This window comes from Streptomyces sp. NPDC056161, from assembly GCF_042268025.1.
In the GTDB taxonomy this organism is placed as follows: Bacteria; Actinomycetota; Actinomycetes; order Streptomycetales; family Streptomycetaceae; genus Streptomyces.
On sequence record NZ_JBHJUV010000013.1, the window covers coordinates 101,761 to 128,024 of the forward strand.

Below are 26,264 nucleotides of genomic sequence, written 5' to 3' on the forward strand. Positions count from 1 at the left end.
CCGCGACCGCGAGGAGCACCCGCCCGCGGTCGGCCACCACAGCAAAGGATCGATCCCCCATGACACGCATCCTCGTCGTCGGAGCCGGAGCCACGGGCGGCTACTTCGGAGCCAGGCTGGCCCAGGCGTCCCGCGACGTCACTTTCCTGGTACGACCGGCACGCGCCGCCGAACTGCGCAGCGAAGGTCTGCGGATCTCGACGGGCGGCCGGGCCGACGAGGTGGAACGGCTGCTTCCGAAGCTGGTGACCGCCGCTGACCTCATCGGCCCCTACGACCTCGTCCTCCTGACGGTGAAGGGCGGCGCGCTCGACGCGGCGCTGCGCGACATGGCCCCGGCCGTCGGCGCCGACACGGCGATCGTCCCGTTCCTCAACGGCATCGGCCACCTGGCCGCGATCGGTTCCCGGTTCCCCCATGCGGTCCTGGGCGGTGTGGTCAAGGTCGAGGCACAGCTCGCACCGGACGGAACCGTCACCGTGTCCGCACCCGCCGCGAGCATGGAGATCGGCGAACTCGACGGGGCGGACACCCCGCGGCTGCGGGTGGCCGCCGAGACACTGGGGTCGGCCGGGTTCGATCTGCGGGTATGCGACGACATCCGCACCGCGATGTGGCACAAGTGGGTCTTCATCAGTGCCGCCACGGTCATCACGTGCCTCGCCCAGGGCACCGTGGGCGACGTGGCCGGCGTGCCGGGCGGCCCGGACTTCGCCGCGGCCGTCCTGGCGGAGGCCGCGGCCGTCTCCGACGCGGCCGGCCACCCGCTCCCGGCGGACGCCTACGCGGGTCTGCTGGCCACGCTCTCGCGGCAGGGATCACCCTTCGTTCCTTCGATGTACCGGGACGTGGCGCAGGGGCGCCCGACCGAGGTCGACCAGGTGCTGGTCTCCCTCGCCGCGGAGGGACGGCGCCACGGACTGTCCACCGCGCTGCTCGACGCCGCCGTCGTCCGTCTCAGGGTTCACGACCGGCACCTGGCTGCCGACCCCGATCAGCGCTGAACGCGGAACTTCCCTGACGGGGCCTCAAAGAAGGAGATCGCCGGCACGGATGTGGGCCGGGCCCGTCGATGACGGGACGGTGTGGGTCAGGCCCGCCGGTGCCGGGGCGGGATGTACTGGCCCGGCCGGAAGGAAGCGCACGGCCGGTCGTCGGCCCGGCGCAGGGTGAAGGAAACCACGTCGGGAAACCACGTCGGGAGAGTCCTCCTGCCGCTCGGCGATCGTCATCCGCTGCCATTATTGGCAAGTGAGCGCCGAAGTCCCCCTGCTAGGGTGCGCCGATGTCATCGGTCAAGAAGTTCCAAGTCACCTTCGACTGCGCGGAACCCGAGCGCGTCGCTCGCTTCTGGTGCGAGGTGTTGGGGTACGTCGTACCGCCGCCGCCGAAGGGGTTTGCGACGTGGGGCGATTTCGATCGTTCGCTGCCGCCTGAGCGGCAGGGTTCGGCGTTCGCCTGCGGTGATCCCTCAGGCGTTGGCCCGCGGCTGTTTTTCCAGCGCGTTCCCGAAGGCAAGGTCGTCAAGAATCGGGTGCATCTCGACGTACGGGTCGGCACCGGGCTCGTGGGCGAAGAACGCCTCGCCACGCTTGAGGCCGAGTGCGCACGGCTGGTGGCGCTCGGCGCGGTACGCGTGCGACTGCTGCCCGCCGATGACCACAACGAGTCGTGCATCGTGATGCAGGACATCGAGGGCAACGAGTTCTGCCTCGACTGAGCGCCCTCCGGGACGGCGAGCTGGGGCGCCCTCTCCCTCAGACCTCTCCGCGCCGGGCCTCTCCCTCAGACCTCTCCCTCAGACCTCTCCGCCGGGCCTCTCCCCCGTGCCTCTCCCTCAGACCTCTCCCACACCCCGGACCGAGGTCGATACGTCCGTGAGCACGTCCCTTGTCAGTGCGGTGCGCTTGACTGTCCGCCATGCAGCTCACGCAAGCGACCGTCAACGACCTGCTGGCCCGACTCGGCCCGGCGGACGGCTACCTGTACCTGCCCAGCGACCTGGACACGCGGGATCTGACCGACCTGCTCGCCGACAGGTACGGCGCCCCGCGCACCCTCGTCCTCGACGGCTTCACCGATCCGACGGTCGACGAGTCCGGGGGCGCGGCTCTCCTGGCCCCCTTCGAGGACCGGGCCGTGAAGATACGGGCGTGGGCGTACGGGGACCAGTGGGTCGGCACGGGTACGGCGCGGGACGCGGAGGGGACCGAACGGCCGGTGCTGGTGGTCGCGCACAGGGAGGTGCCCGAACCCCTGGCGGCAGCTGCGGACGAGGACGTCGACTGGATGGAGCGGCTGACACGGATCACCGGCTGGACACAGCCCGCCCAGCGGCCGGACGTGGACTGGGCGGAGGTGGAGTCGCGCCTGGGCACCGCGCTGCCGGGCGACTACAAGCGCATGGTCGAGACGTTCGGCAAGGGCGCCTTCGACGGATACCTCGACCTGAACCAGGAGCCGTGGACGGATCTCAGCGAGGACGGGCTGCTCATCTGGGCGGGCACCGAGCACGAGGACCTGTACTGCTGGAGGGCCGTCGGCGACAATCCCGACCGGTGGCCCGTCGTGGTCCGGTCCTTCGACAACGCGGACATCCCCTTCGAGTGCCAGGCCGCGGAGTTCGTCTGCCGCATCCTCGTCGACCCGCACCACCGGTTCACGATGGCCCGCTACTTCGACACCCACTGGTTCATGAACTACCAGGAAGGTGACTGACCGAGCCTCGCCGCCGACGGCATCCTGCGGCCGGGCTGCGGAGCCATGTGCTCCCCCAGGCCGGCGACAACAAGACCATCAGGCGCCTCACAGGCCCCCTGACCACCCTGCCCGCGAAGACGGTCAACCGCCGGCCGGTACACCGATCTCACGGTGACGACCAGCAAGAATTTTTGCACCACCAGTACAGGACACAACCTGTCCTGCACTGGCGGAAGTGTTGTCCTCGCAAGAGCCCGGAGCAACGCCTCCGGGTGGGGACAGCGGCCGCCCGGCCGCGCCCGTCGGCTGCGAGGAGTAGCGCCATGTCCGTCACGACCACCACTCACCTGAACTTCCGGGGCCAGGCGCGCGCGGCGCTCGGCTTCTACCAGTCCGTGTTCGGCGGCCGGTCGGTCGCGGTGACCTACAAGGACGCGGGAGCGGTGCAGAACGAGAACGAGGCCGACTGGGTGATGTGGGGTGAGGTGGCCGGCGACAACGGCTTCCACGTCATGGCCTACGACGTGCCCTCCCAACTGCCGTGGAACCAGGGGCAGAACCCCTTCTTCGTCTCCGTGCGCGGCACCGACGCCGAGGAGATCGGCGCCCTGTGGGACAAGCTCACACCGGGCTCGACCGTCGTACGCGCGCTGGAGGCGGCCCCGTGGGCCCCGCTCTACGGCATGCTCACCGACCGCTTCGGTGTGACGTGGGTCCTGGACGTCACCGCGCCCTACAACGGCTGACCCCTCCCACCCGCACGACATCGCCGGGCCGCGCGTCCCGCGGCCCGGCCCCTCCCCTGTGAAAGAGACCATCAGCATGCGTATGCGACAACTGGGGCGGACCGGCATCGAGGTCAGCGCCTACTGCCTGGGCACGATGATGTTCGGCCCCAACGGGAACGCAGACCACGACGAGTGCGTCCGCATGACCCACCGCGCGCTGGACGCGGGCATCAACTTCATCGACACGGCCGATGTCTACGGCTACAGCGAGACGGAGGAAATCCTCGGCAAAGCGCTCAAGGGCCGCCGTGACGACGTGGTCCTGGCCACCAAGTTCAACGGGCCCATGGGCGAGGGCCCCAACCGGTCCGGCAGTTCGCGGCGCTGGATCATGCGGGCGGTGGAGGGTTCACTGCGCCGTCTGCGGACCGACCACCTCGACCTCTACCAGGTGCACCATCCCGACCCGTACACGGACATGGAGGAAACCCTCTCCGCGCTCACCGACCTCGTACGTGCCGGCAAGGTCCGCGCGATCGGCACGTCCAACCTCCCCGCGGCCGACATCGTCGAAGCCCAGTGGATCGCGCAGCGGCACGGACTGCACAGGATGCGCACCGAACAGCCCACCTACTCCGTCCTCAACCGGGGCGTCGAACGCGACGTCCTCCCGGTGTGCCGCCGCTACGGCATGGGCGTCCTCGTGTGGAGCCCGCTGGCCATGGGCCTGCTCACCGGCCGCTACCGCAAGGGCGCCCAGGTCGACAACGCCCGTATGCACTGGGTCCCCGGGCACCTCACCGACGCGACCAAGCTGGAAGCGGTCGAGCGGTTGCTGCCGGTCGCCGCCGAAGCGGGGGTGTCACTCACCCACCTGGCCATGGCCTTCGCCGTCGGCCACCCCGACGTCACCTCCGCGATCATCGGACCGCGCACCCCGGCGCAGTTGGAGGACCTGCTCGCCGGGGCCGGAACCGTCCTCGACGACGCCGTCCTGGACAAGATCGACGCCATTGTGGCGCCCGGCACCGACCTCGGACCGCTGGACGTCGGCTTCACGCCGCCGTCCGTGTCCGAACCGGCGCTGCGTCGCCGCCCCCGTGAGGGCCGCTCCGCGGCCTGACCGACCCGCGCCCGCGGCCTTGCCCGACCCGACCCCGACCCCGCGTGTGCGCGGCCGGTGCGTGGCGTGAGCCGCCGCGCGACGCACTCACACGCACTCATACGCACCCGTACGCACTCACACGCACCCATACGCACCCATACGCACTCACACGCACCCATACGCACCCGTACGCACTCATGCACACTCACCACCGCAGGGCGATCCCCCGCCCCGTACCGCGGCCCTGGCCGGGGTCGCGGTCGATGACACCGAGTTGTTCCATCCGGTCCAGCTGGTAGGCGACCGACGCCGTGCTCGACAGACCCACCCTCCTGCCGATCTCCCGCATCGAGGGTGTCTCACCGCGGGCGGCCACCCACTCCCTGATACACGCCAGGATGCGTTCCTGCTGGTCGGTGAGACGCCCCTCCGCCTCCTGCAACTCCCGGACATGCTGACGCAGCTCGACCCTCGCCGCGGGCGACCGGCCGGCCGCAGTCCCCCAATACGGATGGGAGGCGAGCCGGACCGACAGCCGCTGGAGCTGACGCCGTAGCGCGACCGTCCGGAACGGCCGCCGCTCCAACGCCGCGTAGGTGCGGTTCCAGTCGCGCTGAGCCTGGACCAAGTCGAGCGGAAACATCCTGTGCACCATGCCCAGATTCAATCACATGTTCGATTTCTTGGGCCAGGAGGCCAGGAGGCCAAGCGGTCGCCCCCGCCTGACCTCGGCCGGACCTCTCCTGGCTGAAGAACTCCCGCTGCCCGCATGTCAGAGATGGCCGGGCTGTCTCGTCTCAGGCTGTGAAGGCGGGTTCCGGGAAGAACCCGCCTCGCCGACCCTCCTCGACAACAGGGAGCAGCTGATGAGCGAGAAGAGCACGCGCCGGAAGGTCGCGCTGGTCACCGGGGCGAACAAGGGGATCGGTCGTGGCGTTGCCGAGCAACTCGCCGCACTGGGCATGACGGTCGTGATCGGGGCCAGAGACCCGGAACGCGGTGAGGAAGCCGCTGCGGCGGTGCGCGCGTCCGGCGGCGACGCGCACGCGGTCACTTTGGACGTCACCGACCAGGCCACCGTCCAAGAGGCCGCGAAGCAGGTCGAGAAGCGCTTCGGCCGGCTCGACGTACTGGTCAACAACGCCGGCATCACCGGCTCCGGACGGGTGTCGCCCGAAGACGCCCACGATCAGGTCCCCAGCTCCGTCGACCTGGACATGGTCCGGGCGGTGTTCGAGACCAACGTCCTCGGGGTGATCGGAGTGACCAACGCCATGCTGCCGCTGTTGCGGCGGTCACCGGCACCCCGCGTCGTCAACGTCAGCAGTCACGCCGCGTCGCTGACGCTCACCAGTGATCCGGACGGCCCCTTCACGGCACTGCTGCCGTCGGCCGCGTACTCGCCGTCCAAGACCGCGCTGACGGCACTGACCGTGCAGTACGCCAATGAGCTACGGAGGGACGGCATCCTGGTCAACGCGGTCGCCCCCGGCTTCGTCGGCACGGACAGCAACAACCACACCGGGGTCCTCACGGTCTCGCAGGGCGCCGCAGTCGTGGTGCGCCTGGCTACGCTCGGCACGGACGGACCGACCGGAGGCTTCTTCGGTGAGGGGGGTCCGGTGCCCTGGTGACGGTGGCCCCGGACAACTGCGTTGTCCCGGTCCGGCGACAGAGCACCTCTCACGGCGGCGTGGATCGAAGGAGGTGTCCCGTACGGACTTGTTCCGGCCCCCGCCGCACGACCAGGAGTGGGGCCACTCGGCTGCGGTGTTCACGAACAAGGAGGAGCCGGCGTGACGAGGACCGAAGAGTTCCAGGAGCTGCGGCCGCTGCTGTTCTCGATCGCCTACCGGATCCTGGGCAGTGTGAGCGAGGCGGAGGACGCGGTCCAGGAGACATGGCTGCGCTACCAGGCCACCTCCACCCGGCCCGGGTCGGCCAAGGCGTTCCTGTCGACCGTGGTCACCCGGATCTCGATCGACGTACTGCGCTCGGCCCGCGTCCGGCGGGAGGAGTACGCCGGACCGTGGCTCCCCGAACCGCTGCTGACCGACCCCTACGAGGATCCGGCGCGGTCGGCGGAGCTGGCGGACTCGGTGTCGATGGCGGCCCTGCTCCTGCTGGAGAGGCTCACCCCGCTTGAGCGCGCGGTCTTCGTGCTGAGGGAGGTGTTCGCCTTCGGCTTCACGGAGATCGCCGCGGCCGTGGGACGGTCGGAAGCGGCGTGCCACCAGCTCGCGGTGCGGGCACGCCGTCACATGGACGCGGGCCGGGTCCGGTTCGAGGCCGACCGGAAGGAACGCGAGGAACTCGCCGAACGGTTCTTCGACGCCTTCCGCGAAGGAGACGTCGACGGGCTGACCGAGCTGCTGGCCGCCGACGTTCACATGATCGGCGACAGCGGCGGCAAGGCCCCGCAGTTCCAGCCCGTCATCCTTGGCGCCGAGAACGTGCTCCGGGCGCTGGCGGCGTTCGTCCCGCTGGTGATCAGGAGCGGTGGCATGGTGGAGCCGCAGCAGGTGAACGGACAGCCGGGCTCGGTCTTCCGCGACCGGCACGGCCAGGTCCTCAGCGCCTGGGCACTTGACGTGCTCGATGGGCGGATCAAGACGATCCGCACGGTGAACAACCCCGACAAGCTCGGGCACGTCGGTCTGGTGGCGGACGCCTGGGAGGCCCTCCGCGAGGCGAACCAGGCACACCGGCCCGCGGATTGACCGAGGAACCGACCGCGCTCCACCGGTTGCCACCGACGCTCAGGGCGTCCTCGCCGGTCCCCCGAGTCGACCGGGCGCGCGCCTCGGTACGCCCCGGCCTCGGCGGAGATCCCGCTACGCAGCCGGTCGGCGGGGTTCGTCGACGACCGGGTTCTCCAGGAAGCCGATCCTGTCGATCTCGATGCGAACGGTGTCGCCCGCCTTGAGATACATGCCGGGCCGGTGCCAGGCGATACCGCTCGGGGTGCCGGTGGCCAGCACGTCTCCGACCTCCAGGGTGAACGCGCTGGAGAGGTAGGAGACCTGCTCGTACAGGTCGTACAGCATGTCCGCCGTATGTCCGTCCTGGCGCAGGTCGCCCTTGACGTAGGTCCGCAACCGCAGGTCGAGCGGGTCGCCGATCTCGTCCGGGGTGACGATCCACGGGCCGACCGGGCCATGGGTGTCGAAGGACTTGCTGACCACCATGCCCGGCTCAAGGGTCTGCCAGTCGCGCACACTGACGTCGTCGACGATGGTGAACCCCGCGACGACGTCCAGCACGGCCTGCTTCTCGTTCGGGACGTTCTTGCACCGCTTGCCGATCACCAGGCCGAGTTCGCCCTCGTAGTCGACCTCGTTCGGGGCGACCGCCGGGATCCATACCGGGTCGCCGGGCCCGATGATGCAGGTCTGCTGTTTGTTGAACCATGCCTGCCGGGTGGGCCGCTCCATATGGGTCTCTTCGAGATGGGCGGCATAGTTGTAGCCGATGGCGAGAAACTTCGGCGGCCTGGGCACCGGCGCGCACAGCCTCACCTCCGACAGGGAAAGGCCCGGGACCGAGCCGACGGATTCCGACACCTGCCTCGGGCCCCGCTCCAGCAGTTCGATCATCGTCGCCAACGACGGATCGGCCGCCGTCAGGTCCATCACCTTGTCACCGTCCACGAAACCGACATGCTGTCCAGCACCGGCGTCGAACGTAGCGAGTTTCATCACGCACTCCTCTCGTGGCGCGGCCATTCGACTCGCTGCTCAGTTTTCAGCGGACGGCGTGCCCGGTAATCCGTGGAATCCCTAGTCTCGTCCCCCGGCCACCGGGCCGCTGGGTCCCCCGGCCACCGGGCCGCTGGGTCCGCCGTCGAGGTGCTTGAACAGTGTTCGAGAGCGGGACCGGTTTCCGCCCGGCGCCTGCCGCCCCGTCCTACGCGACCACCGCCACCACGGTCAGGTCCGACCCCGTGACGCAGGGTGTGTGTGCGTGCCCACCAGCGAACGTGCCGTTGCGGGGCGAGAGCCGATCAGCACCCGGTGGCACGCGGGCGCCGCTCCACGTCGGCCCGTGCGGGGGCGGGCAGCGCCGCGGCGGCGTCGTGGAACGCGCGGCGTACGGTGGTGATCCCGTCGCCGTGCCTGGTCGGGTGGACGCGGTTGGTCAGCAGCACGGCGTAGCGCTTCGCGGCGGGGTCGATCCAGAGGCTGGTGCCGGTGAATCCCGTGTGTCCGTACGAGTCCGGGCCGAAGGCGGTTCCGACGGGCGAGTCGGCCGGGTCGCGGCCCTGCCAGGCGAGCGCGCGCCGTAGCGCGAGGTGGTCGGTATGGGCGGCGGTCATGACGGCGAAGGTTTCCGGGCGCAGTATTCCCCGGCCGTCGGCGACGAGTGCGGCGCCGAGCAGTTCCATGTCTTCGAGCGTGGCGAACAGTCCGGCGTGGCCGGCGACTCCGCCGAGCACGACCGCGTTCTCGTCATGGACCTCGCCGACGACCAGGTGGCCGCGCCAGGGGCAGTCCTCGGTGGCCACGGCCCGTACGCGCTGCTCGGGAGCGGGGCGGAAGAAGGTGTGTGCCATGCCGAGCGGAGCGCACACCAGTTGGTCCACCAGGGTGTCCAGTGGCCGCCCGGTCACGGCCTCGGCGATCAGGCCGAGGATGATGAACCCCTGCGAGGAGTACTGGACGCGGGTGCCCGGCCGCGCGCTCAGGGGCAGCAGGCGTACGGCTTCCAGCAGGGACGCGCGGGTGGGGTGGTCGCGGTAGAGGGGTACCTGGCCGGGGATGCCCGAGGTGTGGGTGAGGAGTTGACGTATCGTCAGGTCTGCCTTGTCGCCGTCCCGGTATCCGGGCAGACAGGCGCCCACGGTGGTGTCGAGCGTCAGTGTGCCGCGCTCGACGAGCGCCATCACCGCGAGCCCGACGATCGGTTTCGTCACCGAGGCGAGGTCCCACAGCTCACTGCCGTCCAGGGGGTGTCCGTCCCGGCTCCGGGTGCCGTGCCGGCCGCGGTCGAACGGCCCGCCGGCGTCGCCGACGGACCAGGCGGCACCCGAGTAGACGTGCTGTTCACGTCCGGCGGCGATCAGTTCGGGCAGGACGCTCATCCCCGCTCACCCCGGACGGCCGTGTCCACCACGCCCAGGGCCGGTGTCCGCGCGCCGAGACCGGCGGAGACCGTCCGGGCGGCGGCGCGCACCATGGGTCCGAACACCTCCACGCTCTCGGCGTCCAGGGTGAAGGTCAGCCCGGAGATGCCGATCGCGCCCACGGCGTGCCCCTGCGCGTTCAGGACGGGAGCCGCCACCGACCGTACGTCCGGCTCGTCGTACTCGTCCTCGACGGCGTAGCCGCTCAAGGCCGCCTGCGCCAGGAGGGCGCGGAGCGCGGCCGGTTCGGTGACCGTGCGCGGTGTCCGGGCCTCGCAGGCGCAGGTGTGGAGGAAGGCGGCGACCTCCTCGGCGGTCAGGGCCGAGAGCATGGCGAGCCCCACGCCGCAGGCGTAGAGCGGCGATCGGTGCCCCGGTCGCGCGCTCATCCGGTATTCGCGCGCCGGCTCGGACTGCTCCAGGTACACGGCGTCGGACGCGTGCCGTACCGCGTAGAGCGCGACGTGCCCGGTGCGCCGGCGCAGGTCGACGAGGACGGGCCGAGCGAGTTCGAGGGCGGCGGCGTCGTTGAGGGCGGCGGCGGCCAGGCCCAGCAGCCGGGGGCCCGCACGGTAGCTGCCGCCTTCCGCGGACTCGGCGAAACCGTACTCCGCCATCGTCCGCAGATGCCGGTGGACGGTCGGTTTGGCGAGGCCCGTGCGTCGGGCGATCTCGCCCAACCGGTGGGGTCCGCCGGGCTGGACGAGCGCTTCGAGCACTTCCATCGCCTTGTCGACGGGGCCCTTCGCGGGTTCCTGCTCGACCGATCGGGTGTTGACCGCTTTCGCCATGTCGCTTAGCTTAGCGCAACCACATTCCATCTGACGAAACGGATGTGTTGCTTAATGGAACGCATACGTCAGGGGCGCATCGTGGACCGTATCCCTCTGCCCCGACGCGACGTCCTGCGGTCCGGTGGTCTGCTGATCGGGGCTCTCGGCGCTCCGGCGCTCCTGAGCGGTTGCGGCACGTCGGCGACCCGGGCCGGGAACGTCCTGCGGGTCTCCCAACCGGGGGACCCGAAGACGCTGGACCCGCAGAAGCAGGGCGACATGGTGTCGATGAACGTCCTGATCAACATCTTCGACACGCTCACCACCCGCGGCCGGGACAACCAGTTGCATCCCAGGCTCGCCCTGTCCTGGGCGGCCACCGACACGCGCACCTGGCGGTTCAGGATCCGTCCCGGGGTGACCTTCCACAACGGTGAGGCGTGCGACGCGCAGGCGGTCGCGTTCAGCATCAAGCGCCTGCTCGACCCGGCGACGAAGTCTCCGATCGTCGAGCTCCGCTACGTCGAGGACGTCACCGTCGTCGACCGGTTCACCGTGGACTTCCACACCACGGTGCACGACCCGATCCTGCCCGCCAAACTCTCCCTGTTCGGCGGAGTGGTCGTGCCGCCCCGCCACCTGTCCGAGGTCGGCGACGCCGGATTCGCCGAACACCCCGTCGGCACCGGCCCGTTCACCTTCGTCAGCTGGCAGCGCGACCACGAACTGCGGATGCGGGCCTATGCCGGCCACTGGCAGGGCCGCCCGAGCGTCGACGGCCTCGTCTTCAGCCCGGCCCCCAACGCCTCGTCCTCACTGGCCTCCTTGCAGAGCGGCGGCGTCGACCTCGTCGCCGGCCTCACCCCGGACGCCGCCCAGCAGCTCGACGGCTACTCCGGCATCACCCTGGACGGCTTCACCGGGATCCGCACCTCCTATCTCTCCCTGAACACCCTGGAGAAGGGCCCGCTCCAGGACCGCCGGGTGCGCCAAGCGCTCAACCACGCCGTCGACGTGCCCCTGCTGATCAAGGCGGTGCTCGACGGGAAGGCCACCGAGACCCCCGCCCTCATCCCGCGCGGCGCCTTCGGCTTCGACGCCTCCGTCAAGCCGTTCACCCGCTCGGTGAAGACCGCGCGCGCCCTGCTCGCCGAGGCCGGCTACCCGCACGGCTTCGCCACGACACTCACCGCGTCCAACGTCGACTCCAATGTCGCGGAGGCCCTTTCCGGTCTGCTGGCCGAGGCCGGGGTGCAGGCACGCGTCGACCTCCTCGACCCCGGTACCTACGCGGCGCGGCTCACCTCCGACAACCGGGGAGCACTGGGCCCGATCTACCTGGCGGCCAGCACCGTCTGGACGCTGGACGGCGAGAGCATGGTCCAGTCGAACGTGCGCCGGGACCGCCGTCAGAGCCGCTGGCACTCGGCGGAAGCCGACCGCCTCATCGACATCGAGGAACTCTCCGAGGACCCCGCGGAGCGCGAGCGGGCCTTCTCCGACCTGCAACGGCTGATGCGCGAGGAGGCACCCTTCGTCTTCCTCTACCAGATCGACAACATCTTCGCCCGCAACGACCGGCCCCGCTGGAAACCGGGCTCCGCCGGTGTCCTGACCATGGAGAGCGCGGTAGTCTCCCGATGAGCGACCTCACCCTGGACCGACCGCCCGCCCCGGCGGCCGAGCCGCGACGCGACTCCCGGGCGGCACGGCCGGCCCTGTTCGTCCTGCGGCGCCTCGGCACCGCCGTGTTCGTCCTGCTGTGCACGGCGACCGTCTCCTTCTTCCTCGTACGGCTCTCCGGCGACCCCGTGAAGATCCTGCTGCCCCCCGACGCCACCGCGGCACAGGAGAGCGCGCTCCGCGCCTCCCTCGGCCTCGACCGGCCGCTGTTCACGCAGTACCTCGATTTCCTCTGGGGGCTGCCCCGCCTCGACTTCGGCAACTCGCTCGTCTACGGCCAGCCCGTCAGCCGGATCCTCGCCGACCGGCTGCCCGCCACGCTCGAACTCGCCGCCGCGGCCCTGGCGGTGACCCTCGTCATCGCCGTCCCCGCGGGTGTCTTCGCCGCGATGCGCCGCGGGCGCGGCTCCGACCGGGCCGTGATGACCGGCGTACTGCTCGGCCAGTCCACCCCGCCGTTCTGGGTCGGGATCCTGCTCGTCCTGGTCTTCGCCGTCGGCCTGCACGCCCTGCCCGCCTCCGGCTACGGGACCTTCGCCAACCTGGTCCTGCCCGCCGTCACCCTCGCCGTCTACTCCGTCGCGGTCGTCGCGCGTCTGCTGCGCTCCTCGTTGATCGACGTGCTGTCCTCCGATCACATCCGCAGCGCCCGCGCCAAGGGGTTCGGGCCGCTGAAGGTGGTGCTCACCCACGGACTGCGCAACGCCTCGCTGCCGGTGGTGACCGTCATCGGACTCGAAGTGGGCAGCCTGCTGGGCGGTGCGATCCTCACCGAACAGGTCTTCTCCTGGCCCGGAGTCGGACAGCTGACCATCCAGGCGATCTCCAACCGCGATTTCCCCCTCGTCCAGGCGACCGTCCTGTTCTTCGCCGCCACCTTCGTCGTGGTGAACCTGCTCGTCGACCTCTCCTACAGCTTCCTCGACCCGAGGGTGAGGACGTCACGATGACCCTCATGTCACCGGCCGCCGCGGCCGATCAGGCCCCTGCCGGGGCTCCGACCGCCGGCTCCGGATCCCCCGTCCTGCGGGCGCTGCTGCGCAACAAGCCCGCCGTACCGGCACTCGCGGTGCTCGCGCTCCTGCTGGCAGCCGCCCTGTTCGCCCCGTTCCTCGCGCCCCACGACCCCAACGCGCAGAACCTCCTGCTGCGGCTGCGACCGCCCGCCTGGCAGAGCGGCGGCAGCACGGCCCATCCGCTCGGCACCGACCAGCTCGGCCGCGACATACTCTCCCGCGTCATCTACGGAGCGCGTGTCTCCCTGCTCGTCGGGGCCGGCGCGGCACTGCTCGCCGGAGTCATCGGCACCGCCGTGGGACTGGCCTCCGGCTACTTCGGCGGCTGGGCCGACCGGGTGCTGATGCGGCTGGCCGACATCCAACTCGCCTTTCCCGCACTCCTCCTGGCCCTCGCCATCGTCGGATTCCTCGGCTCCGGGCTCTGGTACGTGATCCTCGTCCTCGGCTTCACCGGCTGGGTCTCCTACGCCCGCGTCGTACGGTCCGAGGTGATGTCGTTGCGCTCACGCGACTTCGTCACCGAGGCACGGGCGATCGGCGTCACCGACGTCACCATCATGCGCCGCCACCTGCTGCCGAACGTGCTGGCGCCCCTCGCCACCATCGGGACCCTGCACGTGGCCGCCGCGATCGTCGCGGAGGCGTCCCTGAGCTATCTGGGCCTCGGCGTGCCGAAGGAGACCGTCACCTGGGGCTCCATGCTCGCCGACGGGCAGCTCTACCTGGGCACCTCCTGGTGGGTCGCCGTGTTCCCCGGCATCGCGCTCATGCTCACCTCACTCGCCGTCAACATCACCGGCGACGCCCTGCGGGACGTCGCGGACCCGAAGGCATACCGCCGATGACCAAGAACCGACCGGCAAGCGAACCGTCCCGCCGACCGGCGGACGCCCAGCCGCTGCTGGAGATCAGACACCTCAGCGTCGACTTCAGGCTCGACACCTCCGTCGTGCACGCCGTCCGGGACGTGTCCCTCCACGTCCACGCCGGCGAGACCCTGGCCGTCGTCGGGGAGTCGGGCAGCGGGAAGACCGCCACCGCGCTCTCCGTCCTCGGCCTCAACCCGACCCCGCCGTGCGTCTACGCGGGCGGCGAGATCCTCTTCGACGGCCGTGACCTGCTGAAGCTCTCCGAGAAGCAACTCGGCGGGATCAGAGGTCATGACATCGCCATGGTCTTCCAGGACCCGATGACGAGTCTCGACCCGCTCCAGCGCGTCGGCACGCAGGTCGCCGAGGTGCTCAGGCACCACACGGACATGTCCCGCGCCGCGGCGAAGGAGGCCGCGCTCGCCGCGTTGGACGAGGTGGGCATCCCCGACCCCGCCCAGCGCTACCGGCAGTACCCGCACGAACTCTCCGGCGGACTGCGCCAGCGCGTGATGATCGCGACGGCCCTGGTGGCGCGCCCCCGGGTGCTCATCGCCGACGAACCGACCACCGCGCTGGACGTCACCGTGCAGCGCCAGATCCTCGACCTGCTCGTCACCCTTCAGCACAAGCACGACATGGCGGTCGTGCTGATCACCCACGACCTCGCGGTGGTGGCCGAGACCGCTGACCGGGCCGTGGTCATGAACAAGGGCGAAGTCGTCGAGAGCGGCGATGTCGTGGACGTCTTCGACCGGCCGGCCGACGACTACACCCGCAGGCTGCTGGCCGCCACCCCACGATTGGAGGCGGTGTGAGCACCGAAACCGCGCCCCCGACGCCCACCGGTCGCCCCCTGCTGCAACTGAGCGGCCTCCGCAAGGAGTTCGGCGGCAGGACGGTGCACGTGGCGGTCGACGACGTGTCACTCGACGTCCACGAGGGCGAGACCCTGGCGCTGGTCGGCGAGTCCGGCTGCGGCAAGACCACCCTGACCCGGCTGCTGCTGAAGCTCCTCGAACCCACCGCGGGCAGCGTCCGCTTCGACGGACGGGACCTCGCCGGGCTCTCCGCGGCCGAGCTGCGCGCCGTACGCCGCCAGATGCAGGTCGTGTTCCAGGATCCGTACTCCAGCATGAACCCGCGCATGCGGATCACCGACATCGTCGCCGAGCCGCTGGTCACCCATGACCCGGCGGCCCGCGGGCGGCGCGGCAGGGCACGGACCAGGCAACGGGTCGGGGAACTCCTCGATGCCGTCGGCCTGGACGCGGGCGTCCAGGACCGCTACCCGCACGAGTTCTCGGGCGGCCAGCGCCAGCGCGTCTCGATCGCCCGCGCACTCGCGCTGGAGCCCCGCCTCCTGGTCCTCGACGAACCCACCAGCGCACTGGACGTGTCCGTGCAGGCCACCGTCCTCGACCTGCTGGCGGAGTTGCAGCAGCGGCTTCGCCTGACCTACGTCTTCGTATCGCACAACCTGGCCGTCGTACGGCAGGTGGCCGACCGGGTCGCGGTGATGCGCCGCGGCCGCCTGGTCGAGGTGGGCGAGGCGGCACAGGTGTTCCGCAGTCCCCAGCACCCCTACACGCGGCAACTGCTGGACGCGGTACCGGTCCTGGACCCGCGCCGGGGCCGCCGGGCCGCCGACCGCACGCCCCGCACCGGCGAAGACGGCCGATGACGGGCCACGCGCTACGGCTGCGAGAGGACGAGTCCGGCGCCGCCGAGCAGCGCCACGTCGTCCACGGCGGCCTCGCTCACCAGCACCCGCGGCTGCTCGGCGCCCCCGAAGGCGACGGCGGCACGCAGCCGTTCCTCGACCACCGTGCGGAATCCCGCACCGCCCTCGCGTGCCTCACCGTGCAGGATGAAGAGGCCGGGCGCGAACAACTGCTGCACGTTGACCAGGCCCAGAGCGAGGTTGTGCGCGTACTCCTCCACCACCCGCCCGGCGGGCCCGTCCCCGCGCCTGACCAGCGCCTCCAGCGACAGGCCGGCCCCGAGTCCCGCGGCCTGCGCGCGGGCCCGCAGCCAGCCGCTGGTGGCGAGGGTCTTCCAGCAGCCGCGGCTGCCGCAGGTGCACGGCTCACCGCTGGCCGCCACGGTCATGTGCGCGCCGCTGCGGCCACCGGGCGGAGCCAGCACCTCGCCGTCGTAGAGGACGCCCACCCCGAGCACCTCGCCCGTCGAGACCGAGGCGAAGGTGCGCCGTCCGCGGCCCGCGCCGAACCAGCGGTCGCCGAGGACCTGGAGTCTCGCCCGGTGCTCCACCCGCACGCTCCTTCCGGTGAGCGCGCCGAGCCGCTCCCTCACCGGATATCCGTGCAGCGCGGGTACGTCGTTGACTTCCAGGATCAGACCGGTCGGGGGATCCACGAGCCCGGCGGCGGCCACCCCGATGCCCCTGAGGTCGTGGTCGGCGAAGAACGCGGTGGCCCCGGTCAGGGCCGCGTCGATGTCCGCCGCGGTCGCGGTGGCCGCGTCGTACGACGTCTCGACGCGGTGCAGGATCTGCCCCGCGACGGACAGCACCGCCGCCCTGACCCGGCCCGGTACCAGCTCGACGGCCCCCAGCCGCTGCGGGGCACGGGGTGCGGTCCGTTGCGGCGCGGGCTCGGGCACCAGTCGCAACGGAGAACGTTTGTGGACCATGCGCCGACTTTGCCACGTACCCGTTTCGGAGAGGTAGCACCGTGAGTCAACTGAGACTGAACGAACTGACCTGGCGCGAGGTGCGGCAGGCCGGTGAGAACGGCATCGCCCTGCTGCCCATCGGTTCGCAGGAGCAGCACGCCTCGCACCTCCCGATGGGGACCGACACCCTCCTGGTCGAGGCGGTCGTCGACCGGGCACTGGACCTGTTCGCGCGGGAGGCGGCGGGCCCCGACGTGGTACGGCTGCCCGCCCTGCCCTTCGGGCACAGCCCCCACCACCTGTTCGCCGCGGCCGTCTCGCTCTCCGCCGCCACGCTGGGCGCCGTCCTCGACGACGTCCTGGACTCGCTCGTGACCAGCGGACACCGCCGCGTCATGATCGTGAACGGGCACGGCGGCAACGACGAGATCATGCGCCTGGCCGTGAAGCGGTTCGCGCTGCGCGCCGAGGTCTCCGTCGCCGCCTGCTCGTACTGGACGCTCACCTCGGGTGAGAGCGAGGCGGGCCGGCCGGACGTCACGCCGGGCCACGCCGGCTGGTTCGAGACGTCGCTGATGCTGGCGGCCCGTCCGGAGCTGGTCCGCACTCCCGTACCCGCCCGCGCACCCGTCGTACCGCCTCCCCTGTTCGACACACCGCCCTACCCGGGCCTGACCGTGGAGCGCCACGGGGAGTGGGCGCGGGTGGGCGGCTCGACGGACGACCCGTCCGGCGCGGACGCCGCACCCGGCGGTGCGCTGCTGGACGACAGGGCACGAGGACTGGCCCGCGCGATCCGGGCATTCGACGCCGCGACGCAGTGAGGCCGGCGACAACGGCCTCCCCCGACGGCCGCCGCCCCGCGCGAAGGGGCCGTCCCACGATTCGAGGAGCAGACATGAAGATCACCGACGTCGACGTATGGGTCGTCAACCTCCCCCTGGTCAATCCCTTCACCAGTTCGTTCGAGACCAAGACGGGTGAGACCCGTACCGTCGTGCGCATCCGTACCGACGAGGGCGTCGAGGGCTGGGGCGAGACGATGTGGGGCAGGCCGGTCGCCGCGATCGTCCGGTCGATGGCCGCCGACCTGATCGGCACCAGCCCGTTCGCGCTGGAGGCGTTCCACCGCAAACAGCACATGGTGCCGTTCTTCCACGGCTACCTCGGCTACGCCGCCATCGCGGCCGTCGACGTCGCCTGCTGGGACGCGATGGGCAAGGCCACCGAGCAGTCGGTCACCGATCTGCTGGGCGGCGCCGTGCGCGACGAGGTCCCGATCACCGCGCTCATCACCCGGGCGGACGCGCCCGGCGCCGAGGGGGCGGCGCTGCCCGAGGCACTGGCCGCACACGCCCTGCGGGTCGTGACGGAGGGCGGCTTCGAGGCCGTCAAGCTCAAGGGCACGAGGGACGCGGCCGGCGATGTCGCCATCCTGCGTGCGCTGCGCGAGGCGCTGCCCGAGGTGAACCTGCGGGTCGATCCGAACGCGGCCTGGTCCGTTCCCGATTCGGTACGCGCCGGGATCGCCCTCGAAGCCCTGGACCTGGAGTACCTGGAGGACCCGTGCGTCGGCATCGAGGGCATGAGCCAGGTGAAGGCGAAGGTGCGCATCCCGCTGTGCACCAACATGTGTGTCGTCCGCTTCGAGGACTTCGCACCGGCCGTGCGGCTGAACGCGGTGGACGTCATCCACGGTGACGTCTACAAGTGGGGCGGAATCTCGGCCACGAAGGCGCTCGCCGCGCACTGCGAGACCTTCGGCCTCGGCATGAACCTGCACAGCGGCGGCGAACTCGGCATCGCGACCGCCGCGCATCTGGCCGTCGTCGCCAGCACACCGGTGCTGTCCCGGGCCATCGACAGCATGTACTACCTGCACGCGGACGACATCATCGAGCCGCTGCACCTGGAGAACGGCAGGCTGCGGGTGCCGACCGGAGCCGGCCTGGGGGTGACCGTGGACGAGGACAAGCTCACGCACTACGCCGCGGTCAACGAGCGGGAAGGCGACCTGACGGGATGAGCGGCGGCACGGGAGACGAGACGGTACACAGGGGGGAGGCGGCACAGGCGTGGGAGGCGTAGGAAGCATGGGAAGCACGGGACGTGTCGGAGGGCCGGTGGAACGACGTCCTGGAGAACGTGGGGAAGGGCATATGGAGGGACGCGAGGGAGGACGTACGGAGGGTCGCGAGGGAGGACGTGTGGGAGGACGTACGGGCAAGGAAGCCGTGCGCACCGCCGGTGCTCCCCGTCCTGCCGGGGCCTACTCCCAGGGCGTGGTGGCGGGCGGGTTCCTGTACACGGCCGGGTTCGGACCGCAGGACCCGGACACCGGCGCGGTACCGGAAGGGGTCGGCGCACAGACCGCGCAGGTGCTGCGCACCCTCCGCGCCGTACTCGCCGAGCGCGGTCTGACCCAGCAGGACGTCGTCAAGGTCACCGCACACCTACAGCACCTGAAACGGGACTTCGCCGAGTACGACGCGGCCTACCGGGAGTTCTTCACCGAGCCCTACCCGGTGCGGACCACGGTCGGGTCCGACCTGATGGACATCCTCGTCGAGATCGATGTGGTGGCCGTGCTGCACGATCGCACCGAAAGCGACTGACCTGCCGCGGCCGTACCGGTGCCGGGCGGCGCGCCGTGCCTGTCGGACCGCGCCGCCCGGCACCGGGCACCCGGCCGGGCCCCCACCGAGCGCCCCTGCCCGAGGGGCACACCCGTCCACCGAGGAGACCCACGTCATGCCGCTGCTGGAGCCCAGGCCAGAAGCCCTCCGTCCCGATGCCGACCGGGCCGCGGCCCCCGACCGGCTCCCCGACGGCCGGGCGGCGGGCACGCCCGGCCCGCTGCGCGACGGACTGACCGCCCTGCTGGGTGCCGACAAGGTCCGGTGGAAGGTCTCCGACCTGGTGAAGTACGCCTCCGACGCGAGCCCCTACCGGTTCGTCCCGCAGGTCGTCGTGGTCCCGGAGAGCATCGACGACGTCTCGGCGGTCCTGTCGTACGCGCGCCGCAACGGGCGCGAGGTCGTCTTCCGGGCGGCCGGCACCAGTCTGAACGGCCAGGCGCAGGGCGAGGACATCCTCGTCGACGTCCGCCACCACTGGACGGGCATCGAGGTCCTGGACGACGGCGCGCGGGCCCGGGTCCGCCCCGGAACCACGATCATGCGTGCCAATGCCACCCTCGCCCGGTACGGCCGGCTGCTGGGCCCCGATCCGGCGAGCGCCATCGCCTGCACGGTCGGCGGGGTCGTCGCCAACAACGCCTCCGGGATGACGGCCGGCACCACCCGCAACGCGTACCGCACCGTCGCCTCGCTGACCTTCGTGCTGCCCAGCGGCACCGTCGTCGACACGGCCGATCCGGGGGCGGACGAGTCGCTGGCGCGGGCCGAACCGGAGCTGTGCGAGGGGCTGCTCGCCCTCAAGGCGGAGATCGAGGCGGACCCGGCGCTCACCGCCAGGATCCGCGCCAAGTACGAGATCAAGAACACCAACGGGTACCGGCTCGACGCCTTCCTCGACGGTGCCACGCCCGTGCAGATCCTGCGCGGGCTGATGATCGGCTCCGAGGGCACCTTCGGGTTCATCTCCGACGTCGTCTTCGACACCCTTCCGCTGGACCGGATGGTCTCCTCCGCGCTGCTCTTCTTCCCCTCGCTGACTGCCGCCGCGGCTGCCGTGCCGCTGTTCAACGCGGCGGGAGCGATCGCCGTCGAACTGATGGACGGCAACACGCTGCGCGCCTCGGTGCGCGTCCAGGGCGTGCCGGCGGACTGGTCCGAGCTGCCCGGGGAGACCGCGGCGCTGCTGGTGGAGTTCCGGGCCCCGGACGAACCGGGGCGGGAGGCGTACGAGCGGGCGGCGGCCGCGGTCGTCGAAAGGCTGGACCTGGTCGCGCCGGTCGCGTCGGTGACCAACGCGTTCACCCGTGACGCCAAGGTCGTCTCCGGATACTGGAAGGCCCGCAAGGCGTTCGTCACCGCCGTCGGCGGCTCCCGCCCGCCGGGTACGACGCTCATCACGGAGGACTTCGCGGTTCCGCCGTCCCGGCTCGCCGAAGCCTGCCGGGACCTCCTGCGGCTCCAGGCGGAGCACGGTTTCGACGCCGCCGTCGCGGGCCACGCCGCCCACGGCAATCTGCACTTCCTGCTCGCCTTCGACGCGTCGAAGCCGTCCGACGTCGACCGGTACGCCGCGTTCATGGACGACTTCTGCCGGATGACCGTGGAGCGTTTCGACGGATCGCTCAAGGCGGAACACGCCACCGGCCGCAACATCGCCCCGTTCCTGGAACTGGAGTGGGGTCCCAGGGCCACCGAGTTGATGTGGCGCACGAAGCAGGTCATCGACCCCGACGGGGTACTGGCCCCCCGGATCGTCCTCGACCGCGACCCCGCGGCGCATCTGCGCGGACTGAAGACCATCCCCAAGGTCGAACTGGTCGCCGACCCGTGCATCGAATGCGGTTTCTGCGAACCGACCTGCCCCAGCCAGGACCTGACCACCACGCCTCGCCAGCGGATCGTGCTGCGGCGGGAGATGATGCGGCAGCACAGCGGTTCGCCGGTGGAGAGCGAACTGCTCGACTCCTACGGCTACGACGCCGTCGACACCTGCGCGGGTGACTCCACCTGCAAACTCGCCTGTCCGGTCGGCATCGACACCGGCGCCATGATGAGGGACTTCCGCCATCTGCGGCACTCCGCGCGCGAGGAGCGGGTCGCGGCGCACACCGCGAAGCGGTTCAGGACCGTGGAGAACTCGGCGCGGCTGGCCGTCGCGGCGGCCGACAGGATCAGTGACCGGCTGTTGGAGAGCGTCACCGGGCTCGCCCGCAAGGCGGTGAACCCCGATCTGGTCCCCGAGTGGCTGCCGGAGATCCCGTCGGCCGCCGCCCGCAGACCGCCGCGCACCTCGCGGACGGGAGCGAGCGCTGTCTACTACCCGGCCTGCGTCAACCGGATCTTCGGCGAGTCCCACGGCGACGGGACCGCCTCGCTGCACAGGGCCGTCGTCGACGTCTCGGCCCGCGCGGGCAAGCCGGTGTGGATCCCCGAGGACGTGGCGGGAACGTGCTGCGCGACGATCTGGCACTCCAAGGGGTACGCCGACGGCAACACGGTGATGGCCAACCGCATCGTGGCGGCCGCCTGGGACTGGACCGAGGCGGGCCGGCTTCCGCTGATCGTCGACGCCTCGTCGTGCACGCTGGGCATCGCCCACGAGGTGGTCCCGTATCTCACCGACGCCAACCGGGAACGGCACCGGCGGCTGACCGTCGTCGACTCGGTCGTCTGGGCGGCCGAGGAACTGCTGCCGGAACTGACCGTCCTGCGGCGAATCGCCTCGGCGGTCCTCCACCCGACGTGTTCGATGCAACACCTCGGTGACGTGGACCAGTTGCGTACGGTCGCCGCGGCCTGCGCCGAGGAGGTCGTCGTGCCCGACGACGCCGCGTGCTGCGCGTTCGCCGGCGACCGCGGGATGCTCCACAAGGAGCTGACGGAGTCGGCGACGGCGAAGGAGGCGGCGGAGGTCAACTCCCGCGAGTACGGGGCCTATCTCTCCGCCAACCGCATGTGCGAGATCGGGATGGACCGGGCGACGGGGCGTTCGTACCACTCGGTCCTGATCGAGCTGGAGCGGGCGACCCGACCCTGACTCGCCGGCACCGCCACCACGCCGGTCCCGACCCGCCCCGGTCTGCCCCGACCTGCCCCGTGCGGGGCGGCCGGGGCGAGTGGGGCGGGTTCGGCGGGTGGGTTCGGCGGGTGGGTTCGGCGGGGCTGGTGATGTGTGGGCTCAGGCGCGAGGCTCGCGGTGCGGGGTGATGCTCTGGAACAGGTTGGCGATCAGCTGATCGGCGAACTCCCTGGTCAGGGGTTGCGCGGGGAGCAGCAGCCGGTGGTAGCAGGCGCCCCAGAGCTGGTCGACGATCGACTCCAGGTCGACGTCCTCGCGGATCTGCCCCTCCTGCCGGGCGTGTCCGAGGCGTTCGACGGCGAGTCTGCGGCGCTGCTGGGTGTAGTGCGTCGACAGTGCCTCCGCCACGTCCGGGTCGCTCTGGGCGACCCCGATGATCTCGGCGACCACGGAGCCGCGGCCGCGCAGCAGGTCGACGAACGCGTGCAGTTGGGTGGTGAGGTCGCGCCTGATGTCGCCGGTGTCGGGAAAGGCGAGGGTGTCCTCCAGGGCGTTGTAGTAGGCGTCGAAGGCGAGGGCGCCGGGCGAGGGCCACCACTTGTAGAGCGTCATCTTGCTGACGCCGGCGCGGGCGGCGACCTTGGAGAAGGTCACGCTGTGCACACCCTCGGAGAACAGCATGTCGCCCGCCGCGGCCAGGGTGGCTCGGCGGACGTCCTCGGCGCGGCGACGGCCACGGCCCGGTTTGAGGGCGCCGGCGGGCGCCCCGGTGTCCGATCGCTCCATATGCGTACTCCTCATTCACCAGTGTGGGGACACGGTCGGTGCGGTGTTCTCGAAAGACTATATGGACAAGCAGTCTACATATGAATTAGTGTACTCACTGTCCACATAGACGAGAGGGAGATTCGCCATGACCACCGTTGACCAGACAGCCACCCGGGTCGCCATCGTGACCGGGGGTTCAGGAGGGATCGGCGGCGCCGTCGCCCGCGCGCTGGCCGCCGACGGCATGTCCGTGGTCGTGCACTACTCGGGCAGCGCCCGGCGCGCCGAGGAGGTCGTGGCCTCGATCGCGGCCACCGGCGGCGCCGCCGTCGCGGTACGTGGCGACGTCGCGGACGCCGCGGACATGGCCGCCCTGTTCGACGCCGCCGAGGAGCGCTTCGGCGGGGTCGACGTGGTGGTCAACACCGCCGGGATCATGCTGCTGGCGCCGCTGGCCGAGATGGACCTCGACGCGTTCGACCGGATGCACCGGGTCAACGTGCGCGGCACGTTCGTGGTGTCCCAGCAGGCCGCGCGGCGGCTGCGCGGCGGCGGGGCGCTGATCAACATCTCCACGTCCGTCACGCGGTTGCAGCAGCCGACCTACGGCGCCTACGCGGCGACCAAGGGTGCCGTCGAGGCCATGACCCTCGTCCTCGCCCGCGAGCTGCGCGGCCGGGACATCACGGTGAACGCCGTGGCCCCGGGGCCGACCGCGACCCCGCTGTTCCTGGAGGGAAAGAGCGAGCAACTGATCGACCGGCTCGCCACCGCCTCTCCCCTGGAGCGGCTCGGCACCCCCGAGGACATCGCGCACAGCGTCGCCTTCCTGGCCGGCGCCAACGGCCGGTGGGTGAACGGGCAGGTCCTGTTCGCCAACGGCGGTATCGCCTGACCGCCGACCACCAGCGGACCGGTGGGCCGGCAGACCGGAACAGGCCCGAACAGACCACGAACCACACGGCAGGAGAGTCCCCATGTCCACTGTTCTCATCACCGGCGCCGCCACCGGCATCGGCAACCTCACGGCCAAGGCGCTCGCCCGAGCAGGTCACCGCGTCTACGCCTCGATGCGCGCCCCCGAAGGGCGCAACGCCCAACCCGCCCGGGAGTTGCGCGACCTGGCCGCCGCCGAGGAGGCCGACATCCGTGTGATCGAACTCGACGTCGCCTCACAGGAGTCGGCCGACAACGCCGTACGCACCGTGCTCGGGGACGTCGACGAGCTGGACGTGGTCATCCACAACGCGGGCCATCTCGTGGCCGGCTACGTCGAGGCGTTCACCGCCGAGGAGATCGCCCACCTCGTCGACGTGAACACGTTGGGCGTGCAGCGGCTCAACCGCGCCGTCCTCCCCCACATGAGGGCACGCGGCCGGGGAACCCTGCTCTACGTCGGCAGCACCACCCCGGTCACCACGCCGCCCTTCCTCGGGCCCTACGTGGTCTCCAAGGCGGCCATGGACGCCCTGGCACTGGTGACCTCCTACGAGGTCTCGCAGCTGGGCATCGAGTCGGTGATCGTCATGCCCGGCCCCTTCACCCAGGGCACCGACCACTTCCCCAAGGCCAGCCGGGCCTCCGACACCGCGGTCGCCGAAGCATACAAGATCCTCGATCCGCTCGTCGCACGCAACGAGCAGGCCACCGAGAGCCTGTTCACACCGGGCACCGAGGCCGACCCCGTGGTCGTCGCGCAGGAGATCACCCGGATCCTCGCGCTCCCGTACGGCGCACGGCCCTTCCGCAGCGTGGTGGACCTGACGAACTCGAAGGTCGAGCAGGCCAACGCCGCCGTCACCGAGGCCCGCACGGAATTCGTCCGCCGCATGGGCTTCGGCGAGGTCCTGGAACTGCACCACTCCTGAAGCCCCTGCCCCCACCACGGCCGCGCGTACGGCGGCGGATCGGCCGCAGGTTGACGTACTGCCGGAAGCCGCGGCGGATGGGGATCAGCAGTCCCCACAGCGAGACGTGGTCCGGGACGCCGGGGTACCCGACGGCGCCCAGCAGGATGGCGTCGTGGTCACGCAGTCGGTCCAGGCCGTCCTCGGGCATCATCGCGCCCTCTCGCAGGTAGCGCTCGCAGGACCAGCCGAACTCGTCGTAGGAGAAGGCGACGCCGTAGCGGGCGCCGACGGCGTCCAGGACCCGGCGGGCGGCAGGCAGCACCTCGGTGCCGATCCCGTCGCCGGGGATGAGGGCGATACGGTGGCCCCTATAAGCATTGTCGCCGAACGGTCTTGGACCGGCGCCACCACCACCTGCTGTGATCGGGGTATGACCGATCTTCTCCCGCCCGAGTTCGACCGTCGTACCGTGGACGCCGAGGGAGTGCGCATCCATGCCCGCATCGGCGGAGACGGGCCTCCCGTGCTGCTGCTGCACGGCTATCCGCAGACGCATCTGATCTGGCACCACGTGGCTCCGCTGCTCGCCGCCGGACACACCGTCGTCCTGACCGACCTGCGCGGCTACGGTGACAGCGACAAGCCTCGCTCCGGCCCCGACCACGCCGCCTACGCCAAGCGCTCGATGGCCCGCGACCAGGTCCTGGTGATGCGGGAACTGGGTTTCGACCGTTTCGCGGTCGTCGGTCACGACCGCGGCGGCAGGGTCGGACACCGCCTCGCCCTGGACCACCCGGGCGCCGTCACGGCGCTGGCCGTCCTGGACATCGTGCCCACCCGTCACGCCTTCCGGCACGCCGACGCCGACTTCGGGCTCGGCTACTACCACTGGTACTTCCTCGCCGCCGGCGACGGCATCCCCGAACACCTCATCGGCGCCGACCCCGCCTTCTGGGTCCGCACCCGCATGGGCGCCCGCCACCAGGATGGAACCCCGTTCAGCCCGCAGGCACTGGACGAGTACGTACGCTGTTTCTCCGACCCGGCGGCCATCCACGCCACGTGTGAGGACTACCGGGCCGCCGCGAGCATCGACCTCGTCCACGACGACGCGGACGCCGCCCAGGGCCGGCGCGTCACCTGCCCCCTCCTGGCCCTGTGGGGCGAACACAGCTTCGTGGGCCGCCACTACGACGTCCTCGACGTCTGGCGCGCATACGCCGAGGACGTACGCGGCCAGGCGCTGCCGTGCGATCACTACGTCCCCGAAGAAGCCCCCGCCCGGACCGCCGAACTACTGGCTGCGTTTCTCCCGGCGGCTCCCTGAGCCGCGCGGCGACCGTGGCCGTGAC

The 26,264-nt window shown here is 71.0% G+C and carries 25 protein-coding genes and 1 pseudogene; 19 read left to right on the forward strand and 7 right to left on the reverse strand.

The genetic code is table 11. The annotated features are described in order from the left end of the window. Positions 1-59 precede the first annotated feature (59 nt). From ACFC09_RS14545 to ACFC09_RS14565, 5 genes are all read left to right on the forward strand, one after another. Positions 60-1,004 (forward strand): ketopantoate reductase family protein, encoded by a 945-nt coding sequence (locus ACFC09_RS14545; protein WP_376527364.1) that lies wholly within the window; start codon positions 60-62, stop codon positions 1,002-1,004. Between the two features lie 281 nt (positions 1,005-1,285). After that, the gene (locus ACFC09_RS14550) at positions 1,286-1,720 is read left to right on the forward strand and encodes a VOC family protein (RefSeq protein ID WP_376527367.1); all 435 of its coding nucleotides are present in this window, start codon (positions 1,286-1,288) and stop codon (positions 1,718-1,720) included. Positions 1,721-1,920: 200 nt separating this feature from the next. Then, positions 1,921-2,718 carry an SMI1/KNR4 family protein gene (locus ACFC09_RS14555; protein WP_376527370.1) on the forward strand — a complete coding sequence of 266 codons (798 nt, stop codon included), beginning with the start codon at positions 1,921-1,923 and terminating at the stop codon, positions 2,716-2,718. Between the two features lie 305 nt (positions 2,719-3,023). After that, positions 3,024-3,446: a VOC family protein gene (locus ACFC09_RS14560; RefSeq protein WP_376527374.1), complete on the forward strand. Its 423-nt coding sequence runs from the start codon at positions 3,024-3,026 to the stop codon at positions 3,444-3,446. Positions 3,447-3,522: 76 nt separating this feature from the next. Beyond that, on the forward strand, positions 3,523-4,551 hold the full coding sequence (locus ACFC09_RS14565; protein ID WP_376527377.1) for an aldo/keto reductase: 1,029 nt from the start codon (positions 3,523-3,525) through the stop codon (positions 4,549-4,551). 187 nt (positions 4,552-4,738) lie between these two features. Here ACFC09_RS14565 and ACFC09_RS14570 read toward each other — a convergent pair whose 3' ends face one another. Further along, complete coding sequence (locus ACFC09_RS14570) at positions 4,739-5,188, reverse strand: hypothetical protein (RefSeq protein WP_376527379.1); 450 nt, start codon at positions 5,186-5,188, stop codon at positions 4,739-4,741. Between the two features lie 211 nt (positions 5,189-5,399). On the opposite strand from ACFC09_RS14570, the gene ACFC09_RS14575 reads away from it, so the two are divergent. Next, positions 5,400-6,167, forward strand: coding sequence for an SDR family oxidoreductase (locus ACFC09_RS14575; protein ID WP_376527382.1), 768 nt, complete (start codon positions 5,400-5,402; stop codon positions 6,165-6,167). Positions 6,168-6,329: 162 nt separating this feature from the next. Continuing rightward, positions 6,330-7,253, forward strand: coding sequence for an RNA polymerase sigma-70 factor (locus ACFC09_RS14580; protein WP_376527385.1), 924 nt, complete (start codon positions 6,330-6,332; stop codon positions 7,251-7,253). 114 nt (positions 7,254-7,367) lie between these two features. Here the strand turns inward: ACFC09_RS14580 and ACFC09_RS14585 are convergent, their stop codons facing one another. From ACFC09_RS14585 to ACFC09_RS14595, 3 genes are all read right to left on the reverse strand, one after another. Then, positions 7,368-8,231, reverse strand: a complete 864-nt coding sequence (locus ACFC09_RS14585; RefSeq protein WP_376527388.1) for a fumarylacetoacetate hydrolase family protein — start codon at positions 8,229-8,231, stop codon at positions 7,368-7,370. Positions 8,232-8,536: 305 nt separating this feature from the next. After that, positions 8,537-9,613 carry a serine hydrolase domain-containing protein gene (locus ACFC09_RS14590; RefSeq protein WP_376527391.1) on the reverse strand — a complete coding sequence of 359 codons (1,077 nt, stop codon included), beginning with the start codon at positions 9,611-9,613 and terminating at the stop codon, positions 8,537-8,539. After that, positions 9,610-10,446 (reverse strand): IclR family transcriptional regulator, encoded by an 837-nt coding sequence (locus tag ACFC09_RS14595; RefSeq protein ID WP_376527397.1) that lies wholly within the window; start codon positions 10,444-10,446, stop codon positions 9,610-9,612. The genes ACFC09_RS14590 and ACFC09_RS14595 overlap by 4 nt, the downstream gene beginning before the upstream one ends. A gap of 54 nt (positions 10,447-10,500) precedes the next feature. On the opposite strand from ACFC09_RS14595, the gene ACFC09_RS14600 reads away from it, so the two are divergent. From ACFC09_RS14600 to ACFC09_RS14620, 5 genes are read left to right on the forward strand one after another with little or no spacing between them, the layout of a single operon-like run. Next, positions 10,501-12,072, forward strand: coding sequence for an ABC transporter substrate-binding protein (locus ACFC09_RS14600; protein ID WP_376527400.1), 1,572 nt, complete (start codon positions 10,501-10,503; stop codon positions 12,070-12,072). Then, positions 12,069-13,061, forward strand: coding sequence for an ABC transporter permease (locus tag ACFC09_RS14605; RefSeq protein ID WP_376527403.1), 993 nt, complete (start codon positions 12,069-12,071; stop codon positions 13,059-13,061). The genes ACFC09_RS14600 and ACFC09_RS14605 overlap by 4 nt, the downstream gene beginning before the upstream one ends. Next, positions 13,058-13,975, forward strand: a complete 918-nt coding sequence (locus ACFC09_RS14610; RefSeq protein ID WP_376527406.1) for an ABC transporter permease — start codon at positions 13,058-13,060, stop codon at positions 13,973-13,975. The genes ACFC09_RS14605 and ACFC09_RS14610 overlap by 4 nt, the downstream gene beginning before the upstream one ends. Beyond that, the gene (locus tag ACFC09_RS14615) at positions 13,972-14,817 is read left to right on the forward strand and encodes an ATP-binding cassette domain-containing protein (protein ID WP_376527409.1); all 846 of its coding nucleotides are present in this window, start codon (positions 13,972-13,974) and stop codon (positions 14,815-14,817) included. The genes ACFC09_RS14610 and ACFC09_RS14615 overlap by 4 nt, the downstream gene beginning before the upstream one ends. Next, on the forward strand, positions 14,814-15,683 hold the full coding sequence (locus ACFC09_RS14620; protein ID WP_376527412.1) for an ATP-binding cassette domain-containing protein: 870 nt from the start codon (positions 14,814-14,816) through the stop codon (positions 15,681-15,683). Before ACFC09_RS14615 ends, ACFC09_RS14620 begins: the two co-directional genes overlap by 4 nt. Positions 15,684-15,694: 11 nt before the next feature. Here the strand turns inward: ACFC09_RS14620 and ACFC09_RS14625 are convergent, their stop codons facing one another. Next, positions 15,695-16,654 carry an ROK family protein gene (locus ACFC09_RS14625; RefSeq protein ID WP_376527415.1) on the reverse strand — a complete coding sequence of 320 codons (960 nt, stop codon included), beginning with the start codon at positions 16,652-16,654 and terminating at the stop codon, positions 15,695-15,697. Positions 16,655-16,695: 41 nt separating this feature from the next. On the opposite strand from ACFC09_RS14625, the gene ACFC09_RS14630 reads away from it, so the two are divergent. The 4 genes from ACFC09_RS14630 to ACFC09_RS14645 all read left to right on the forward strand — a co-directional run bounded on the left by ACFC09_RS14630 (position 16,696) and on the right by ACFC09_RS14645 (position 22,312). Continuing rightward, positions 16,696-17,460 (forward strand): creatininase family protein, encoded by a 765-nt coding sequence (locus ACFC09_RS14630; protein ID WP_376527417.1) that lies wholly within the window; start codon positions 16,696-16,698, stop codon positions 17,458-17,460. 74 nt (positions 17,461-17,534) lie between these two features. After that, entirely contained in the window at positions 17,535-18,662 is a 1,128-nt protein-coding gene (locus ACFC09_RS14635; protein WP_376527420.1) for a mandelate racemase/muconate lactonizing enzyme family protein, read from the forward strand. Positions 18,663-18,795: 133 nt separating this feature from the next. Next, entirely contained in the window at positions 18,796-19,251 is a 456-nt protein-coding gene (locus tag ACFC09_RS14640; RefSeq protein WP_376527422.1) for a RidA family protein, read from the forward strand. A 136-nt stretch (positions 19,252-19,387) separates the two neighbouring features. Continuing rightward, positions 19,388-22,312: an FAD-binding and (Fe-S)-binding domain-containing protein gene (locus tag ACFC09_RS14645; RefSeq protein WP_376527425.1), complete on the forward strand. Its 2,925-nt coding sequence runs from the start codon at positions 19,388-19,390 to the stop codon at positions 22,310-22,312. Positions 22,313-22,453: 141 nt separating this feature from the next. On the opposite strand, the gene ACFC09_RS14650 is transcribed toward ACFC09_RS14645, so the two are convergent. After that, complete coding sequence (locus ACFC09_RS14650; protein ID WP_376527428.1) at positions 22,454-23,080, reverse strand: TetR/AcrR family transcriptional regulator C-terminal ligand-binding domain-containing protein; 627 nt, start codon at positions 23,078-23,080, stop codon at positions 22,454-22,456. A 127-nt stretch (positions 23,081-23,207) separates the two neighbouring features. On the opposite strand from ACFC09_RS14650, the gene ACFC09_RS14655 reads away from it, so the two are divergent. Together ACFC09_RS14655 and ACFC09_RS14660 are read left to right on the forward strand one after the other, a co-directional pair. Further along, complete coding sequence (locus tag ACFC09_RS14655; RefSeq protein WP_376527431.1) at positions 23,208-23,957, forward strand: SDR family oxidoreductase; 750 nt, start codon at positions 23,208-23,210, stop codon at positions 23,955-23,957. A gap of 82 nt (positions 23,958-24,039) precedes the next feature. Then, positions 24,040-24,930 carry an SDR family NAD(P)-dependent oxidoreductase gene (locus ACFC09_RS14660; protein ID WP_376527434.1) on the forward strand — a complete coding sequence of 297 codons (891 nt, stop codon included), beginning with the start codon at positions 24,040-24,042 and terminating at the stop codon, positions 24,928-24,930. Between the two features lie 34 nt (positions 24,931-24,964). Here ACFC09_RS14660 and ACFC09_RS14665 read toward each other — a convergent pair. Then, positions 24,965-25,336: pseudogene (locus ACFC09_RS14665) on the reverse strand (isocitrate/isopropylmalate family dehydrogenase); the annotation flags it as partial. Between the two features lie 6 nt (positions 25,337-25,342). On the opposite strand from ACFC09_RS14665, the gene ACFC09_RS14670 reads away from it, so the two are divergent. Continuing rightward, a complete protein-coding gene (locus ACFC09_RS14670; RefSeq protein ID WP_376527437.1) occupies positions 25,343-26,239 on the forward strand; it encodes an alpha/beta fold hydrolase in 897 nt (298 codons plus the stop codon). Positions 26,240-26,264 lie beyond the last annotated feature (25 nt).

What these genes read in the sequence shown, in the direction of transcription:
- ACFC09_RS14660 (WP_376527434.1), top strand. Translation starts at nt 24,040, where the DNA reads ATGTCCACTGTTCTCATCACCGGCGCCGCCACCGGCATCGGCAACCTC.
- ACFC09_RS14615 (WP_376527409.1), top strand. Translation starts at nt 13,972, where the DNA reads ATGACCAAGAACCGACCGGCAAGCGAACCGTCCCGCCGACCGGCGGAC.
- ACFC09_RS14625 (WP_376527415.1), bottom strand. Translation starts at nt 16,654, where the DNA reads ATGGTCCACAAACGTTCTCCGTTGCGACTGGTGCCCGAGCCCGCGCCG.
- ACFC09_RS14635 (WP_376527420.1), top strand. Translation starts at nt 17,535, where the DNA reads ATGAAGATCACCGACGTCGACGTATGGGTCGTCAACCTCCCCCTGGTC.
- ACFC09_RS14550 (WP_376527367.1), top strand. Translation starts at nt 1,286, where the DNA reads ATGTCATCGGTCAAGAAGTTCCAAGTCACCTTCGACTGCGCGGAACCC.
- ACFC09_RS14670 (WP_376527437.1), top strand. Translation starts at nt 25,343, where the DNA reads ATGACCGATCTTCTCCCGCCCGAGTTCGACCGTCGTACCGTGGACGCC.
- ACFC09_RS14645 (WP_376527425.1), top strand. Translation starts at nt 19,388, where the DNA reads ATGCCGCTGCTGGAGCCCAGGCCAGAAGCCCTCCGTCCCGATGCCGAC.
- ACFC09_RS14575 (WP_376527382.1), top strand. Translation starts at nt 5,400, where the DNA reads ATGAGCGAGAAGAGCACGCGCCGGAAGGTCGCGCTGGTCACCGGGGCG.
- ACFC09_RS14565 (WP_376527377.1), top strand. Translation starts at nt 3,523, where the DNA reads ATGCGTATGCGACAACTGGGGCGGACCGGCATCGAGGTCAGCGCCTAC.
- ACFC09_RS14590 (WP_376527391.1), bottom strand. Translation starts at nt 9,613, where the DNA reads ATGAGCGTCCTGCCCGAACTGATCGCCGCCGGACGTGAACAGCACGTC.
- ACFC09_RS14640 (WP_376527422.1), top strand. Translation starts at nt 18,796, where the DNA reads ATGGAGGGACGCGAGGGAGGACGTACGGAGGGTCGCGAGGGAGGACGT.
- ACFC09_RS14560 (WP_376527374.1), top strand. Translation starts at nt 3,024, where the DNA reads ATGTCCGTCACGACCACCACTCACCTGAACTTCCGGGGCCAGGCGCGC.
- ACFC09_RS14605 (WP_376527403.1), top strand. Translation starts at nt 12,069, where the DNA reads ATGAGCGACCTCACCCTGGACCGACCGCCCGCCCCGGCGGCCGAGCCG.
- ACFC09_RS14555 (WP_376527370.1), top strand. Translation starts at nt 1,921, where the DNA reads ATGCAGCTCACGCAAGCGACCGTCAACGACCTGCTGGCCCGACTCGGC.
- ACFC09_RS14585 (WP_376527388.1), bottom strand. Translation starts at nt 8,231, where the DNA reads ATGAAACTCGCTACGTTCGACGCCGGTGCTGGACAGCATGTCGGTTTC.
- ACFC09_RS14610 (WP_376527406.1), top strand. Translation starts at nt 13,058, where the DNA reads ATGACCCTCATGTCACCGGCCGCCGCGGCCGATCAGGCCCCTGCCGGG.
- ACFC09_RS14595 (WP_376527397.1), bottom strand. Translation starts at nt 10,446, where the DNA reads ATGGCGAAAGCGGTCAACACCCGATCGGTCGAGCAGGAACCCGCGAAG.
- ACFC09_RS14655 (WP_376527431.1), top strand. Translation starts at nt 23,208, where the DNA reads ATGACCACCGTTGACCAGACAGCCACCCGGGTCGCCATCGTGACCGGG.
- ACFC09_RS14570 (WP_376527379.1), bottom strand. Translation starts at nt 5,188, where the DNA reads ATGGTGCACAGGATGTTTCCGCTCGACTTGGTCCAGGCTCAGCGCGAC.
- ACFC09_RS14600 (WP_376527400.1), top strand. Translation starts at nt 10,501, where the DNA reads ATGGAACGCATACGTCAGGGGCGCATCGTGGACCGTATCCCTCTGCCC.
- ACFC09_RS14545 (WP_376527364.1), top strand. Translation starts at nt 60, where the DNA reads ATGACACGCATCCTCGTCGTCGGAGCCGGAGCCACGGGCGGCTACTTC.
- ACFC09_RS14650 (WP_376527428.1), bottom strand. Translation starts at nt 23,080, where the DNA reads ATGGAGCGATCGGACACCGGGGCGCCCGCCGGCGCCCTCAAACCGGGC.